At 74.3% G+C, this 16,123-nt stretch carries 11 protein-coding genes; 3 read left to right on the top strand and 8 right to left on the bottom strand.

Annotated features, from left to right (window positions below; genetic code table 11):
• Positions 1 to 114 precede the first annotated feature (114 nt).
• Positions 115 to 1,413: a type VII secretion-associated serine protease mycosin gene (gene mycP / locus IE252_RS38790; protein WP_190094208.1), complete on the bottom strand. Its 1,299-nt coding sequence runs from the start codon at positions 1,411 to 1,413 to the stop codon at positions 115 to 117.
• A gap of 21 nt (positions 1,414 to 1,434) precedes the next feature.
• Positions 1,435 to 2,988, bottom strand: a complete 1,554-nt coding sequence (gene eccB, locus IE252_RS38785; protein ID WP_190094207.1) for a type VII secretion protein EccB — start codon at positions 2,986 to 2,988, stop codon at positions 1,435 to 1,437.
• A 207-nt stretch (positions 2,989 to 3,195) separates the two neighbouring features.
• Between eccB and eccE the strand changes: the two genes are divergently transcribed.
• The 3 genes from eccE (at position 3,196) to IE252_RS38770 (ending at position 8,460) form a co-directional block, all read left to right on the top strand.
• On the top strand, positions 3,196 to 4,476 hold the full coding sequence (gene eccE, locus IE252_RS38780) for a type VII secretion protein EccE (RefSeq protein ID WP_190094206.1): 1,281 nt from the start codon (positions 3,196 to 3,198) through the stop codon (positions 4,474 to 4,476).
• The gene (locus IE252_RS38775) at positions 4,476 to 5,237 is read left to right on the top strand and encodes a hypothetical protein (RefSeq protein ID WP_373298680.1); all 762 of its coding nucleotides are present in this window, start codon (positions 4,476 to 4,478) and stop codon (positions 5,235 to 5,237) included. The genes eccE and IE252_RS38775 overlap by 1 nt, the downstream gene beginning before the upstream one ends.
• A gap of 181 nt (positions 5,238 to 5,418) precedes the next feature.
• Entirely contained in the window at positions 5,419 to 8,460 is a 3,042-nt protein-coding gene (locus IE252_RS38770) for an SCO5717 family growth-regulating ATPase (protein WP_190094205.1), read from the top strand.
• 178 nt (positions 8,461 to 8,638) lie between these two features.
• Here the strand turns inward: IE252_RS38770 and IE252_RS38765 are convergent, their stop codons facing one another.
• The 6 genes from IE252_RS38765 to IE252_RS38740 all read right to left on the bottom strand — a co-directional run bounded on the left by IE252_RS38765 (position 8,639) and on the right by IE252_RS38740 (position 16,024).
• Positions 8,639 to 9,109 (bottom strand): hypothetical protein, encoded by a 471-nt coding sequence (locus IE252_RS38765; protein WP_190094204.1) that lies wholly within the window; start codon positions 9,107 to 9,109, stop codon positions 8,639 to 8,641.
• 4 nt (positions 9,110 to 9,113) lie between these two features.
• The gene (locus tag IE252_RS38760) at positions 9,114 to 10,421 is read right to left on the bottom strand and encodes a WXG100 family type VII secretion target (protein WP_190094203.1); all 1,308 of its coding nucleotides are present in this window, start codon (positions 10,419 to 10,421) and stop codon (positions 9,114 to 9,116) included.
• A gap of 10 nt (positions 10,422 to 10,431) precedes the next feature.
• Positions 10,432 to 10,722 carry a DUF6317 family protein gene (locus tag IE252_RS38755; RefSeq protein WP_190094202.1) on the bottom strand — a complete coding sequence of 97 codons (291 nt, stop codon included), beginning with the start codon at positions 10,720 to 10,722 and terminating at the stop codon, positions 10,432 to 10,434.
• A complete protein-coding gene (locus IE252_RS38750; RefSeq protein WP_229849081.1) occupies positions 10,719 to 11,114 on the bottom strand; it encodes an SAV_915 family protein in 396 nt (131 codons plus the stop codon). Before IE252_RS38750 ends, IE252_RS38755 begins: the two co-directional genes overlap by 4 nt.
• Positions 11,115 to 11,242: 128 nt before the next feature.
• A complete protein-coding gene (locus tag IE252_RS38745; protein WP_190094201.1) occupies positions 11,243 to 12,202 on the bottom strand; it encodes a bifunctional riboflavin kinase/FAD synthetase in 960 nt (319 codons plus the stop codon).
• A 63-nt stretch (positions 12,203 to 12,265) separates the two neighbouring features.
• Positions 12,266 to 16,024: a S1 family peptidase gene (locus tag IE252_RS38740; protein ID WP_190094200.1), complete on the bottom strand. Its 3,759-nt coding sequence runs from the start codon at positions 16,022 to 16,024 to the stop codon at positions 12,266 to 12,268.
• Positions 16,025 to 16,123: the final 99 nt, after the last annotated feature.

Raw genomic sequence — 16,123 nt, 5'->3', positions numbered from 1 at the left:
ACTGGTGCCGCGCTACCGCTGCCGCTTCGTCACACTCGTGAAGCGCGCGAAGCATGTGATCACTCTAGTCACTCCGGTTTCGGAGCCGAATGAGTATCCGTACTCAAAGACGTCTCAGGTTCGTCCCGAAACGCCGTTCGCCCCGTTCACCTTCTGCAAACCCCGCTTCCGGGCGTCCCGGATCACCGTCGCCGTGCCCGCGACCACCGCCACCAGCAGGGCGGCGATGCCCAACGCGTACGTGGCGTACCGCTCGTTGCGCTCCTGGGGCGTCTCGGAGAGCGCCAGCGCGGCCACGTCCGGAGCCTGGGCCTTGGCCGGGCCGGGGTCCGGGTGCGCGGCCGCCTCCGGGGGCGAGTCGTCGGTCACCGCGCGGACCGGGTCGACCACACCCCAGCCGACGAAGTTGTCGTGCCCGTTGACCGAACGCTCGGCCGTCTGCTCGATCCGCGCGATGATCTGCGCGGCGGTCCACTTCGTGCTCGCGTACGGGTACTTCGCGCGCAGCAGCGCGGCGACCCCGGCGACGTACGGGGCGGAGAAGCTCGTTCCGTTGTCCGAGCACTGGCCGTTGCCCGGCACGGTCGAGACGACGTCGACGCCCGGCGCCGCGACCCCCACGAACGTGCCCGGCTGCGAGAACACCGCGCGCTCGTTGTTGCGGTCCGAGGACGCGACCGCGAGGACGCCCGGGAAGGCCGCCGGGTAGGTGTCCTTCGCTTTGCCGTCCATGCCGTCGTTGCCCGCCGAGGCGACCACCACGATCTGCTTGTCGAGCGCCCGCCGGACGGCCCTCGCGAGGTCCGAGTTGGGGCCCTGCGGCTCGGTCGTGTCCTGCGAGATGTTGATGACGTCGGCGTGCTGCGCGATGGCGTGGTCGATGGCCTTCGCCATCGTGTCCGTCTTGCCGCTGTTCTTCTCGTCGTTCTGGCGGATCGGGATGATCGTGGCCTCGGGCGCAAGTCCCACGAAGCCGGTGCCCGCGCGCGGGCGCGCGGCGATGATGCCCGCGACCTTGGTGCCGTGGCCGACCTCGTCGACCGTGCCGCCGGTCTTGCCGCGCTTGTCGTTCTGCTCGCCCGAACCGTCCTTCTCGGGCTTGAGGTAGTCCGCGCCGCTCTTGGCGTCGACCGCGGACTTCAGCTGCGGGTTGGCGATGTCGACACCGGTGTCGATGACCGCGACCCGTACGCCCTTGCCCTTGGTGTCCTGCCACAGCTCGTCGAAGAGCACCCGCTGGAGCGACCAGGGGCGACCCTCGATCTGCTTCTTCATGGGGAAGGTGCACTCGCCGCTGCCGTCGATGCCGAGGGCGGGCGGCACGGGTGCGGCGTACGCGGACGGGGCGAGCGCCAGCGCGGCGACGGCCGTGGCCACGCCCACCAGCACCGGCTTCCTGAATGGCTTCAGCATCGACACTGACGTCAGTCCTCCCTACGAGCCCTGGGGCTGGCGGGCGCTGTTGGTGTCGAGCCGGGGGCCCTTGGACAGGAACTCCGACCAGTTGATGGGCACCAGGGCCGGGGTGACCTTCTCGTATCCGAGGCGCTGCTGCGCCTGGCTCGGCTCGGGGCGGCCGTCGTCGGGCTTCTGCTGGTCGCCGGCGCCGATGTCGGAGCGGGCGGCGTCACTGTCGCCGTTGGCCTGCACCGCGTACCGCAGTCCGGTGTCGGTGACCAGGAACAGCGAGCCGTCCGGCTTGGTCTGCTTGCCCTGCACCTGCGTGTAGAGCAGGCCGGTTCCGGGGGTGACGTACGTGCTGGTGCCGCCCGCGGTGATGGCCGCCGGGTACTCGGTGCCTGCCCAGGTGGACAGGGTGGTGTTGCCCTTGTCGTCGACCTTGCGCAGCACGCTGCACACGGTGCTGCGCGCGCCCGAGGCGGCCGCGCCACCGCCCGCGTTGACCTGCTTCGCCTTCTTGTCGGGCCAGTTGTTGGCGGCGCCGAAGAACTCTGTGGTCGGCGCGATCGAGGCCGCGTCGACGGCCTTCACCGTGCCGTGCATGCCGAGCCTGGTGTTCTGCGGCGAGTTGAGCAGCAGCCAGGCCGTGAAGTCGGAGACGGGCTGCACCTTCCCCTTCAGTACTACGTACTGCTGGAGGCCCGCGCCGGTCTGGGCGCTCAGCACCATGCCGACCTTGTCGAGGTCCGGCGAGAGACCGCCGCCGGTGGCCGCCGGGGAGCCGGCCTGGCCGGGGATCTCCGGGAAGTCCACCGGGGTGCCGTCGCCCAGGGTCGCCAGCCAGTCGTCGGTGACCTGCTGCGGCTGCTCGGAGGCGTCGAAGAGGGTACGGGCCAGCAGATCGCCGGGGTTGCCCTTGACCAGGTACTTGGTGCCCTTGGCGTCCACCACGTAACGGGCCTTGTTCTTCTGGCCCTGGACGTAGAGGACCTGGCCGCCGGTGAGGCGGCGCTTGTCGTCGGTCAGCTTGAAGTCGCGGTCGGCGAAGACGAACGCGGCCTTCTGGACCGAGTCCTTGCCGCCGCCGGGCTGCTCGCAGACCGCCCAGCGCTTGGCCTTTCCGGCCTCGCTCGCGGCGGGCAAGCGGTCCGGGGCGTACGGAATGCCCAGGATCGGGCCGCGTGAGAGCTTGCCCGAGTCCAGGATGTCGTCGCTGACCTGGATGACGTCGAACTTCTGCGGATCGAGCAGCAGCCGCGCCGAGGCCAGGTTGAGCACCGGGTGCAGCAGGACCTTCTTGTCCTTGCCCTTGCCGGTGGACAGGACGACGTAACGGGTCGTCGACTGCTTGCCGACGATCACCTTGGTGCCCGGGGTGTCCCAGCCCTGCGGCGCCTTGGGCTTGAACATCCCCCAGGCGCCGAAGCCGGCGAGGCAGAGCGCGGCCACGATCACGCTCGGCACGATGGCCTTCAGCGGGCGCGGAGCACCTTCCTCCGTGCCCGTGGGAGACGGTTGCAGAAACGCCGCCACCGTGCGCTTCTTCGCAAAGGTGTACGCGTTGAGCTCGTCCCGCCGTGATGCCATGCGCCTCTGTCTCTCCCCGCGCGGCCCCCTGATCGGACCTGGTCCTGCGGTCCCCGGGCCTCGATTGTCAGACCGGCCCCCTACTATGCCTGTTGACCGAGGGTGCCTGTGGGGCGGGTAGGGTGAAGCCGCCGTCAAGACCCCTTGCCGAGCTGGGGGAATCCGGATGTTTTGGGTGCTTGCGCACGAATGGGGGGTGGTGGAGTGATGGCGTCCGCGACGCGTGTGCGGCCTGCCGCCGCCGGTCCGTCGGCCCCCGCCCAGGGAGCCTCCGCCCCCCGTCTCAAGGCCCGGCCCGGCCACTTCGGGTCGTTCCGACTGCAACAACTCGTGCTCGTCGAGCTGGCCGCCGCCGTGCTGCTCGTCGCGTGGGTGATCGACACGCTGATGTTGGTACCCGCCGGTGTGGTCGCCGCGCTGCTCGTGCTGCTCGCGGTCGTCCGCCGCCACCGCCGCTCGCTGCCCGAGTGGCTGGGCACGGTGCTCGCGCTGCGCGCGCGTACGCGCAGGGCGGCGAGCCTGCCGGTCCCGGAGGGCACGGAACCGGGCTTCGCCCCGGCGGTGGAGTGCGACCCGGCCCTGCGGACGTACACGTTCGGCGACCGCGACCGCCGCCCCGTCGGCATGGTCGGCGACGGCACCTTCCTCACCGCCGTCCTCCAGGTCGAGATGGACGCCACGGCGCTGCGCCCCGAGCGCGGCGCCCGCCCGCTGCCGGTGACGCTGGTGCGGGACGCGCTGGACGTCGACGGCATCCGCCTGGAGTCCGCGCAGATCGTCCAGCACACCCAGCCCGCGCCCGCCCCGCACCTGCCGCAGCAGTCGGTGGCCGCCCGCAACTACGCACCGCTGCAGGCGCAGACGGGCTCGCCCGCGGTGCGCATCACCTGGATCGCGCTCAAGCTCGACCCCGAGCTGTGCCCGGAGGCGGTGGCGGCGCGCGGCGGCGGTCTGACCGGCGCCCAGAAGTGCCTGGTGCGCGCGGCGGACCAGCTGGCGAGCCGGCTCACCGGCGCCGGGTTCCGTACGACGGTGCTCACCGAGCAGGAGCTGACCGGCGCCATCGCCACCTCGACCTGCGCCAACCCGATGGCGATCACCCAGGCCGGCCGCGCGGGCACGCCCGGGCGGCGCACCCAGGAGACGGCCAGGACCTGGCGCTGCGACGACCGCCGCCACACGACGTACTGGGTGGGCCGCTGGCCCCAACTGGGCGGCGGCGGGGCCTCGATGCCGCAGCTGGTCGCCCTGCTGACCTCGCTGCCCGCGCTCGCCACCACGTTCAGCCTGACGCTGGCGGCCGGCGACCGACAGGAGGTCACGCTCACCGGACACGTCCGGATCACCGGCCGCAGCGACGAGGAACTGGTCTCCGCCCGCCGGGAGCTGGAGCGCACCGCGCGCGGTGTGAAGACCGGCCTGGTGCGCCTGGACCGCGAACAGCTGCCGGGCATGCTGGCCACACTGCCGCTCGGGGGTGCGCGCTGATGACCACGTCCTCTGTCTCTCCTGCCACTGCGCCCACCTCTCCTGAGGTGCGCAGAGGGCGCGCCCGGATGGGCTTCGGGCTCCTCGGGCCGCGCCGCGACCGGCACGCGCTCTCCGCCGACCAGGTGGAGGCCCTGGCGCTGCCCGTCGGCGACGACGGCATGGTGATAGGCGTGGACGCCTCGGGCCGCCCGTCGGTCCTCGGCATCAACCGCCCCACGGCGTACGACGTGACGCTGATCGGCGGGCTCTGGACCGCGCAGGTGCTCGCGCTGCGGGCGGCCGCGACGGGCGCGCGCGTGACCGTGGAGACGGGCCGGGCCCCGGCCTGGACGGCGCTCGCCCAGGCGGCGGGCGGCGGGCAGCAGTGCATCGCGCTGCACGACGTGGGCCGGGTGCCGCCGCAGGGCGCGTCCGCCGGATCGCCGGTCGTGGTCGTGCGCGACTGCGGGATGCGGCCGCCGCGCGGGCGCGTGGTCTCGGCGCCGTGGCAGTCGGTGCTGACGCTGCTGCCGTATCTGAGCCCCGTGGCACCCCGGTTGCTGGAGAAGTCGGATCTGGTCGGTGTGCAGCGGGTCTCGCCGGACGAGGCCGCGCAGATCGGTCGGATCATGCATCTCCCGCAGGCCGAGACGGAGGCGCTGTCCACGCTGGCGGACGGCGTGACACTGTGGTGCGGTGCCCGCGACCGCCAGTTCGTGATGACCCAGGCCACGGACGCGGAGACAGGTCTGCTGGGCTCGGCCCGCAGAATGGACTGACCGTCCGGGGCCCCATCCTCCACGGGGCGCGGCAAACTGCGCGACCGGCACCGGCGGCCCGCGGTCGGCCGACAGCGGTGGACCGACCGCGCCTCCCGCGGCGAGCGCATACGTGGCCGGGCCTGCCGGTGCGGTGTGGTCGGCTATTAGGCTGGGACGGCCTGCGAACGAAAGGAATCCGGTGAACAGCGATCAGGACCAGTTCCGCACCGGCGGGAACGCGCGCGACGAGAATCGGTCCGACGCCGATCCCGAGCCCACGGGTGAGTTCACCATCGACTACACCCCGCCGGCCTGGTACACGCAGAACGCGGCGCCGAGCGCGGACGCGGCGACGCCGCCTCCCCCGCCGCCCGCCGGGCCGCCCGTGGCCGTGCCCGGTCTGCCCTCCAGCGGCGGCTTCCAGCCGAACTGGACGACCACGCCCGCGCCGCCGGGCCCGGCCCCGGCCGAGGACGCGCCCGCCGAGGCGCGGCCGTTCGGCGGCGGGGACGTCGAGAGCGGCGCGACGATGCGGTTCTCGCCGGGCTCCCTGAAGCGGGAGCTCGCGGAGCGGCTGGCCGCGGCGGACGCGGCGAAGGCGGAGGCCAACTCCGAGGCGGGCGCGGGCGCGGATGCGCCGGTCGCTGCCGCCGATGCCCCCGCTGCTCCCGCGCCGGTCGCCGCCGACGAGCCGGTCGACGTGGCCGTCAAGGACGAGCCTGCGGCCGATGCCGTGCAGGACTCCGCCGTTCCGGCCCAGGCCGAGCCGACCTCCGGCCCGGACAGCGCCGAGGGCACCGCGCCGGAAGCCGAAGCGGCTTCGGACGAGCCCGAGCCCGCCGCTGCGCCCGAGCCGAGCGACGCCGCGCCCGCCCCTGCGGAGGCGCCCGCCGCCGAGTCGGCCGACGCCGCCCCGGCCCCCGCCGACCAGGTGGCCGCCGAGCCCGCCGACTCCGTCAGCCCCGACGAGTCGGGCGACTACGTGACCGCCGCGCCGGTGACGGCCGAGGCCGCCGACGCCGTGCCTGCCGCACCCGCCGCACCCGCCGAGCCCGTCCCCGCGCCGCCGGTCGCCGAGCCGGTCGACGCCGTGGCGGCGCAGGCAGCCGCTGTGACCGCACCCGCCGACGCCGTACCCCCGGTCGCGGACGCGACCCCCCAGGACGCCGTGCCGCAGGACGCGCCGGGCACCCCCGCCGAGCAGCCGTGGGCCGCGCAGGCCCAGCAGCCGGGGCTGCCGCCGTTGCCGCCCGCGTACCAGCCCGCCGCGCCCGCACCGGCTCCGCAGTGGCCCGTACCGGCGCCGCAGCAGACCGGGCAGCCCGCGTGGCCGCTGCCGCACGGCGCCGAGCCGGTGGCGCCGCAGCCCGCGCCCCCGACGGGCCAGGGCAGCTTCCCGCTGCCCCAGCCCAACGCTCCGGCCCCGCAGGGCGGTTACGGCTTCCCGCCCCCGGGCACGCCGAACGCCCCGACACCGACTCCGGCCGCCGCCCCCCACACCCCTGCCCCGCAGGGCGGTTACGGGTTCCCGCAGCCGGGCACGCAGGCCGCACAGGCCGCACCGAACTTCCCGGCCCCGGCCCCGACCCCGACGGTCACCCCCAACGCCCCCACCCCGCAGGGCGCGTACGGATTCCCGCACCCGGGAACACAGGGCGCCCCCGGCACCCCGGCCCCGGACACGAACACCCCCCAGGGCGCGCACCCGTTCCCGCACCCGGGCACCCCGGCCGCCGACCCCAACTCCCCCGCCCCCCAAGGCGGTTACGGCTTCCCGCAGCCGACCCCGGCACAGGCGCAGGCACCCGCACCGGCCCCCGCCCAAACCCCGCCCGCACCGCAGGCCCCGCAGGCCCCCCACGGCGGCTACGGCTTCCCCCAGCCGGGGACGCCCAACGCCCACGCCCCCGTACCCCACCAGCAGCAGGCCCAGCCCCCGGCGCAGCCGCAGCCGCAGGCTCAGCCGCCCGCCGGGCCCGTGGATCCGCGGAGCGGGGCCGGGTGGCCCTCCCCCGTGGCGCACGACCAGCGCGAGCGGTCCGTGCCGGGTGCGCCGCTCGGGTACACCGCGGCCGTGGAGCTCTCCTCCGACCGGCTGCTGCGCAACAACAAGCAGAAGGCGAAGTCCAGCCGCAACCCGGGCAACGCCTCGCGCTTCAAGTTCGGCGGCAAGAAGGAGGAGGCCGAGCGGCAGCAGAAGCTCAACCTCATCCGGACGCCGGTGCTGTCGTGCTACCGGATCGCGGTCATCTCCCTCAAGGGCGGTGTCGGCAAGACGACGACCACGACGGCGCTCGGCGCGACGCTGGCGACCGAACGGCAGGACAAGATCCTGGCGATCGACGCCAACCCGGACGCCGGCACGCTCGGCCGCCGGGTGCGCCGCGAGACCGGGGCCACCATCCGCGACCTGGTCCAGGCGATCCCGTACCTCAACTCGTACATGGACATCCGCCGGTTCACCTCGCAGGCGCCGTCCGGTCTGGAGATCATCGCCAACGACGTCGACCCGGCCGTGTCCACGACGTTCAACGACGAGGACTACCGGCGGGCGATAGACGTCCTGGGCAAGCAGTACCCGATCATCCTCACCGACTCGGGTACGGGTCTGCTGTACTCCGCGATGCGCGGCGTGCTCGACCTCGCGGACCAGCTGATCATCATCTCCACCCCGTCCGTCGACGGCGCGTCGAGCGCGTCCACGACGCTGGACTGGCTCTCCGCGCACGGGTACGCCGACCTCGTCCAGCGCTCCCTCACGGTCATCTCCGGGGTCCGCGAGACCGGCAAGATGATCAAGGTGGACGACATCGTCCAGCACTTCCAGACGCGCTGCCGCGGGGTCGTGGTGGTCCCGTTCGACGAGCACCTGGCGGCGGGCGCCGAGGTCGACCTCGACATGATGCGGCCCAAGACGCGCGAGGCGTACTTCCACCTGTCGGCGCTGGTGGCCGAGGACTTCGTCCGCGCCCAGCAGCAGCAGGGCCTGTGGACGGGGGACGGGGTCAACCCGCCGCCGCACATGGCCCCGCCGATGCCGGGGCAGTTCGCCGCGCCGGGGCAGCCGGTGCCGGGAGCGCAGCCCGTTCCCGGTCAGCCCCAGCCCGTCCCGGGTCAGGCGTTCCCGGCACAGCCGCAGCCGTATACGCCGCAGCCGCCTCAGCCGTACGGGGGGCAGCAGCCTCCTCAGGGGTGGCAGCAGCCTCCTCAGGGGTGGCAGCAGCATCCGCCTCAGCAGTAGGAGTCGGCAGCACGTCGAAGGGCCGTACCGCCGCGATGACGGTACGGCCCTTCGGCCTGGAACCCGATCCTTCGGCCGCGTACCGTGCGTGGCTGGTCGCTCCCCCAAGTTCTCGGCTTCGCTCGAACAGGGGGGACCCCCATCGCGGCGGAGCCGTAGATGTCACAGCCCCGCGCCCCTACGGGAGCGCCCTCCGGGCGCCCACCTCCGACGGCAGTTCCCGTACGAACGTGGCCGCACACATCGTGCCCAGCCACCAAGCCATCACCGCGGGCAACAGCGGCAGCATGAGCAACATGAGGCCACGGCCGCTGACACCACTCGCCGCGCCTCGCCGGGCCTCTCGCTGTCGCGCCCAACTCTGCTCGGGCGTCGGCGGGTCAGCGAGCCGCTCGCGAATCTGGCGGCGCCCGCGTACCCACCCCCAGGCCAGACCGGCAACGGCCGCCGCCCCTTCGACGACGTAACCGGCCTTGCGCCAGCCGTCGGGGAGCCCGGAGACCAGGCCGTCGAAGAGTGCGCCGGCGGCGGCGCACACGAGGAGCGCCGTCAGCAGGGCGGCGAAGCCGAATCCGGCGCGCCGCAGCCAGTAGCGCGGACCCCGGCGATACCACGTGGTGCCGACCACCGGCAGTTTCGCGGGAGTCACGCCCTCAGAAGAGGCCCGTGAAGCCATGCCACACCTTCTTCGCTCCGTCCTTGGCGTCACTGCCGAGCCGCTTGACGTCCCCCCAGGTGTCGGACGCCACGTTCGCGGAGCCGTGCAGGATGCCGCCGACCACGCCATGGTCGTGGATGTCCTCGCTCCAGTGCTCGTGGAACGCCTCGTCGAGCAGATCGGTCGTCCCGATGATCACCAGGCCGCCGACTCCGGCGGCCACCGCCACGGGCACGGTGATCTCCGAACTCGCCACCAGGGCGACCGCGCCCGCGCCCGCCGCGAGTCCGCCCAGTGCCGCGCCCCCGTCCACCACCACCGAGTGGGTCCACGACCAGCCCTTGTCGTGGTCGTCCTTCGCCTCCAGGAGGCCGCAGACGCTGGCCGCCGCGATGTCGACGACGGGGATCTCCTTGAGGAAGTCCGGCAGCTTCTCCAGGCCCTTGCCCAGCTTCAGCGCGTCCGCCGCGTCCACGACCTTCACATTGAGCGCGTGGTCGTACGGCAGCGCCGAACTGCCGTGCTCGGCGCGGGCGATGTCGGTCTCCAGGCCGTCGAGCTTGGTCAGCGCGTCCTTGTAGGCGAGCCGGGCCGGGGAGTCCTTGGGCAGCGCCTTGCCCTGCTTCTGCCACTCCTTGCGCTCGGCCCGCAGGTCCTTCTTGGCCTCGTCGGCTTCCTTCTTGGCGTCGTCCAGCTTGTCGGCGGCATCGTGCCCCTTGACCCGGGTGCGCTCGGAGTCGTACGCGTACAGCCCGCGCAGATAGTCGGCGATGGTGACCTTGTCGCCCTTGGACACCTCGGAGGTGTCCTCCTGGTACAGCTTGTCGAGCGCCTCGGCCGCGTCCAGGCGGGCCTGCTGGGCCGCGTGCAGGATGTCCGTGCGCACGGCCGCGTAGTTGGTGAGCCCGTCGATCGCCTTCTGCTCGTCGGGGTGGGGCGGGTTGTTGGTCATCAGCTGGCCGGGGACGCCCTTGGGGCCCATCGGGACGCCCGCCTTCACGGCCACGTCCTCGGCGTTCTGCAGCGCGCTCTCGGCGGCCGAGAGGTGGTCGGCCAGCGTGCAGAGGATCTCTCCGGTCGCGTGGACCAGCTCGGCGAACCCGCCCGCCGTCAGCGCGTCCTCGCTCCACTTGGCGCGGAACGACTCGGCCGCCTCGCCCTCCCAGGCCGCGTCCTTGGCCAGTTGCTCGACGACCGTGCCCAGCGGCTTCACGATCGATTCGAGGTCGTGCTTGGCGTTCTTGTAGGCGTCGCCCATCGCGCGTATGCCGCCGATGTCCCCGCCCACCCAGCTGTCGCTCACCGCGTGCCCTTCACATCAGGTCCTCGAAGAGGCCGTGTACGTCGATGTCGTTGCGCTGCATCGAGTCGTGCGCGTACTTCACCTTGTCGCTGTGGTCGTCCAGCCGGTCCGCCAGCTTGTCGTGCAGGCCCGCGATCAGGTCGGCCATCGACTTGATCGCCGCGTCGCAGCCGGGGTCGCCGGAACCGGCCACCGCGGGCTTCACGTTGGCGTGCATGCCCCGGTAGATCCCGGCTTCCGTGTGGAAGGTCGACGCCATCGAGTCGAGGTCGGCCAGAAGGACCTTCACATCGGCGCTCATGCCCCTGCCCCGCTCTCTCCGTAGGTGCGCTCCAGGTCCTCCGACCGCCATCTGCGGCCGCCCGGCGCCACGTCCGGGTCCAGGCGCACCTTGGGCAGCCGGGCCTCGCGCATCGCCTCCGCGAACGGGCCGAGGGAGACGGCGATCCAGGGCTGCATCGGGCCGAGCGCGTCGACCAGCCCCGGCAGCGTGCTGAAGGCGACCGGGACCGGCGGTCCCGAGGGCGGTCTCAGCAGCTCGAAGTCGACGCGCGGGGCGGCGCCCCGGGCCGGATAGCGCGGGTGCGCCGGGACGAACACCGGTGTGTGGTACGGCGGGACGCCGGGTTGCGCGGCCTTGGCCGCGTCGACACCGACGATGCCGAGGATGCGGGACACATTGGGTTCAGCCACGTGCCTCAACTTATGCGCCGCTCCGGTTCGTCAATACGACGAAAACCGCCCAAAACCTTCACCCATAGTCAATGGATGCCAGGTCTTGGGCGGTTTCTGGTCACTGGTTGACCAGCGTTTGACCGGTGCTAGGCGCCGCGCGCCTCGTCCGCCTCGATCAGCTCCGTCGAGCGCTTCACGTCGCGCGCGATCGCTTCCAGCAGTGCCTCGATCGACTCGAACTTCTCCTGGCCGCGTACGTAGGCGAGGAAGTCGACGGCGACGTGCAGCCCGTACAGATCGAGCCCGACGCGGTCGATCGCGTACGCCTCGACCGTGCGCTCGGTGCCGTCGAACTGCGGGTTGGTGCCGACCGAGATCGCGGCGGGCATCCGCTCGCCGTCGGCGGTGAGCCAGCCCGCGTACACGCCGTCCGCGGGGATCGCGGTGTGCGGCAGGGTCTCCACGTTCGCCGTCGGGTAGCCCAGCTCGCGGCCGCGCTGCGCGCCGCGCACCACGACGCCCTCGACCCGGTGCGGGCGGCCCAGGATCTCGGCCGCGCCCGCCACATCGCCCTCGGCGACCAGGCGCCGGGTCAGGGTCGAGGAGAACGGCTGCCCGCCGCCCGCCTCGCCGCTGACGAAGAGGTCGATGACGTCCACCTCGTAGTCGTACGTCTCGCCCAGCTCGGCCAGGAACTCCACGTTGCCGGCCGCCTTGTGGCCGAAGCGGAAGTTGGGGCCCTCGACGACCACGCGCGCGTGCAGCTTGTCGACGAGCGCCTTGACCACGAACTCGGCCGGCGACAGCTTCGAGAACTCGCTGGTGAAGGGGAGGATGAGCAGCGCGTCCACGCCCAGGTCCGCCATCAGCTCGGCGCGCCGGTGGTGCGGGGCGAGCAGCGGCGGGTGGCTGCCGGGGCGCACGACCTCGCTGGGGTGCGGGTCGAAGGTCACCACGACCGACGGGATGCCCAGCTCGCGGGCGCGCTCCACGGCCCGCCCGATGATCACCTGATGCCCGCGGTGCACCCCGTCGTAGGAGCCGATGGTGACGACGCTGCGTCCCCAGTCCTGGGGAATGTCCTCCAAGCCACGCCAGCGCTGCACTGTGACCGCTCCTCGCCCGAAACTCGCCCGAAAACCGAACCCGTGTACGTGAGAGTAGGCCTCTCACACAGGTCTAAGACTGCCATGCCCGGCGGGCTCGGCCCGCATCGGCATGGGCACCGCAAGCGTCTCGACCGTGCGGCGGGCGCTCGGCCCGATCACCGCCGACCACTCGTGCGGCGCCTGGACCAGCCAGCCCGCCACCTGAACGGCGAATTCCGGTACTTCCCTGGCCAGCTCGACGACCCGGCGGTCGAAGCAGGAGGCGCCTTCGGGGGTGCGCACCAGGAGCAGCCCGGTGCGGTGGACCAGGTCGCGGGTGCGCGCCTCGGGCCGCGCCTCGGCCCCTAGCGCCGCGGCCCGCAGCAGGGCGTGCAGGACCGCCGGGTCCCGCGACTCGTACCGCTCGTATTCGAGGAGCACGTCCAGGAGCTCGGCCCGCAGCGGGCGCGAGGTGCGGCTGCCGGGCGCGGCGAGCACCGGCGCGAGCGCCCGCCGCACCTGCGGCGAGCAACCCCGCAGTACGGACGTGACCAGCGGGAACAGCACGGCTCTCGCGGCCGGTCCGTACTCCAGGCGCCGCTCCACGAAGGCGGCGGCGTGGACCGCGCCCTCCGGGTGGCGGTCCAGATAGGCGCGGACCAGGGCGGCCGCGCGGCGGGCGAGCGCGGGCGTGTTGATCTCGGCGAGCGCCCCCAGCACCTCGGCCGCGCCGTCGCCCGGCTGGTCCAGGCGCGCCTGGAAGGCAGCGAGCACCGGCTCGGGGTGGGTGGTGAGGGCGGCGGTGAGCGCTGCGGCGGGCAGCCGGGGATCGCCGCCCGTGTACCGCGCGAGCGTCTTGTCGAGGTAGCGGGCGCGGGTGCGCGGATCCCGGATGAGCAGCCCGAGTGCGGCGCCGTGCAGCGGGGTGTCGGCGGACCGGGCGAGCAGCGCGAGCGCGGCGTAGCGCAGCAGGTCGCGGTCGGCGCCGGTGGTGACGTACGGCGCGACGCGCGGCCCGTACGCGGCGGCCGCCACCCGGCGTTCGGGCCGGTCGTCGTGGGCCCAGCGGTCCACGGCCCGGCAGAGCGCGGACGGCTCGTCCTCGGCGAGCGCGGCAAGCAGTTCGTCGGCGCGGGCGTGCGCGGTGGCGACCAGCGCCTCGGTGAGGTCGTCGATGGCCAGCGAGCGGCGGGCGTACAGCAGGGCCTGCGCGGCCCCGGCCACCGTCGGGCGCATCTCGCTGCCCGGCGGCGCGGGCAGCGGCCGCTCGTCGGTGAACCACCGGCACAGCAGCGGCTGTACGCTCCGGGGCTCGGCCGCGAGCCGCCGGTCCACGGCGTCCAGATAGCGCTCCCACTGAGGCGCCGCGCCCGGCGCCCCGTCGGCGGGCACCAGCCGCCGCATCAGCTCGATGCGGCGGTCGTCACCGATCCGCAGCCGCTGCCAGAACCACGGCCCGAACTCCCCCAGCCCACCGAGCTGTCCCGGCCCGCCCGCGCGCACCGACCGCTCGCTGATCCGGTCGGCGAGCAGCCGCAGCACACAGAGGTACGTACGGGGCTCGGGCACCCGCAGCAGCGTCTGCCCGAGCAGATGGACGGCCCACCAACGGGCGTCCTCCGTCCGATCCGGCTCGCCCGCGCCGGGGCCCGCCGCCAGCCGGTCGAGCGCGTCCACCACCTTCGCCAGGTGCGGGGCGAGCCGGTCGGCCCCGTGCTCGCGGTCCAGGAGCAGCAGGGCCTGGAGGACGGGGCCGATGCGGTGCCGGGGCACCGGGAGGGTGCGGGGCTCGTCCTCGGCGGGCGCGGATTCCGCCCCGGGCGCGGGCGGCACGGGCCCCGGCCGGAACCGCCGCCCCCGCCTGCCGTCCTCGCGGCGCGGCGGGCGGCGCTGGTCGGGAACGCCGAGGGGCGGCGGCCCGACGGCTTCCTCGTCCGCGTCGGCGGCGGCGCGCGACCCCGGCGGAGGCGGCACGTACGCCGCCCCGTCCTCGCTCCGCCCGGCCGGGCCGCTGGTGCCCGGGCGGGACGGCAGCCGGGCCGGGGCCCGGCCGGCGGTGCCGGGGGCGTCCTCGCACCAGCGGTGGACCAGCGCGTGCAGGGCAGCGTCCAGGTCGAGGTGGGCAGCCTGGAGCCAGTCGGCCAGCTCCTCGTGCGCGAAGCGGTAGCCGGAGCCCGCCGGGACCAGCAGCCCCTCGGTGAGGACCGCGGAGGCCCAGCCGGTGCGCCAGGGGAAGATCTCCTCGAAGTTCTCCCGGTCCAGCTCGCCCTGGCCCGGGCCCAGACAGCGCCGGGCCGCCTCGTGGACCCGGCCCGAGACCCGCGCGGCGAGCCGCCGCACCGCCGTGCCGCGCAGGGCGGGGCGCCGGGCGGCCGCCAGCCGTACCGCGATGCGCAGGCACATCAGGTCCAGATGCGCGGCGAAGACGTCCTCGCGGCCGGGGCGGCCCGGCACCTCGCCCGGCAGCGCGTCGCGCACCTCGGCGAGCAGCCGCAGCGTCAGCGGATGCCGTCCGGCCCGGTCGGCCAGGGCGCCCTCCGGGATGCCGTACCGCTCGCGAGCCCGGGCGGCCTCCTTGCGGGAGAGGTCGCCGATCCGCACGGCGTGCGGCAGCCGGGACGCCTCGGCCGGGTGCAGCGCGTCCGGCGGGAAGAGCGCCCCGGCCTGCTCCCAGTGCTCGGGGCGGCAGGCGACCACGAGCCGCGCCCCGGCCGCGCGCAGCCACTCCGCCGTGCCCGCCGTCCACTCGGGCAGCCGGTGGGCGAGCACGGGCGGCATCTCCTCGGGCCCGTCGAGCAGGACGAGCAGCGGCCGCCCGGCGTCCGAGGCCAGCCGCGCCACCCGCTCGGGGGTGGCACACTCCATGTCGCCTGGGGCGCCCGCGGCCGCCACGATCCGGCCCGCCTGCCGCAGCGCCCGCGCCACCGCGTCGGCCACCGAGCCGTCGCCCGCGCGCAGGTCCGCGCCGCGCAGCCACACCGTGGGGGCGGGCTCGGGGCCCCGGGCGCGGCGGGCGGCGAGTGCGGCGAGCTCGGTGGTGCGGCCGGTGCCGGGGTCGCCGACCAGGCCGAGCACACAGGCCTCGCCCGCCGCGAAGTCCGTGAAGTGCCGTACGGTGAGCCGCCGTTCGACCGGGTCCTGGCGCACCCCGGGCCCGCCGGCCGAGCCCACCGAGGTCGCGGTGAGCTGGAGCGCGCCCGCCAGGTTCAGGTCCTCGCCGTACCCCGGAACGGTCGCCGCGTTGCGCCGCAGCAGCTCTTCGAGCGGGCCCCCGTCGGGCCGCAGCGGCACCGCGAACCCGGCCGCCCGGTGCGCCGCGTGCAGCGCGGTGCCGAGCACCCCGAGCACCGCCCCGGTCGCCGCGTCCAGGACCGGCCCGCCCGCGGCCTCCCCGCCGAGCCGCAGCGCGTCGGCGCCCTCGGTGCCGATCGCCAGCTCCAGGGCCGAGCCGAGGAGGTGGAAGCGGTCGGTGGCGGTGTAGGTGACCGGCGACTCGCCGAGCACCCGCGCCTCGCGCCAGCCGTGCGCGGCGATCCGTACGTATGTGCCCGCGGCGACCGACTCCCGGGCGGCGACGGGCAACGGCCGCACCCCGAGCCCCTCGGTGCGCACCAGGGCGAGGTCGGCCTCCGGCAGCGGGGTGACCGCGTCGGCCTCGGCGAGGCAGGTGCGCTCGCCGGGCGCGTGCAGCACCACCCGGGTGAGCCCGTCCACCGCCTCGTGGCTGGTGACCACGGTGCCGCGGTCGTCGGCGACGAATCCGGTGCCCCGGGTACGTCCCGCCAGATCGCAGATCCGTACCAGCGTCTCCCGGCCCCCGTCACCGTCCCCGCGTCCCATGTCCGAAACGGTAGTTCTGGGATGATCCGCCCGAGAAGAACGCGCGGCGAAAGCGCCCCCTTGTGCACCCCTCTTTCACTACGAGCGCCTGCACGCAGG

The organism is Streptomyces melanogenes, from assembly GCF_014649795.1.
Lineage (GTDB): Bacteria > Actinomycetota > Actinomycetes > Streptomycetales > Streptomycetaceae > Streptomyces > Streptomyces noboritoensis.
The sequence above is the reverse complement of the archived record's forward strand: the minus strand, read 5'-3'. Positions and strand labels throughout refer to the sequence as shown.

Excerpts from the sequence above, each read along its gene's own strand:
- IE252_RS38755 (WP_190094202.1), bottom strand. The coding sequence starts at position 10,722 with ATGAGCGCCGATGTGAAGGTCCTTCTGGCCGACCTCGACTCGATGGCG.
- eccB (WP_190094207.1), bottom strand. The coding sequence starts at position 2,988 with ATGGCATCACGGCGGGACGAGCTCAACGCGTACACCTTTGCGAAGAAG.
- mycP (WP_190094208.1), bottom strand. The coding sequence starts at position 1,413 with ATGCTGAAGCCATTCAGGAAGCCGGTGCTGGTGGGCGTGGCCACGGCC.
- IE252_RS38740 (WP_190094200.1), bottom strand. The coding sequence starts at position 16,024 with ATGGGACGCGGGGACGGTGACGGGGGCCGGGAGACGCTGGTACGGATC.
- IE252_RS38775 (WP_373298680.1), top strand. The coding sequence starts at position 4,476 with ATGACCACGTCCTCTGTCTCTCCTGCCACTGCGCCCACCTCTCCTGAG.
- eccE (WP_190094206.1), top strand. The coding sequence starts at position 3,196 with ATGGCGTCCGCGACGCGTGTGCGGCCTGCCGCCGCCGGTCCGTCGGCC.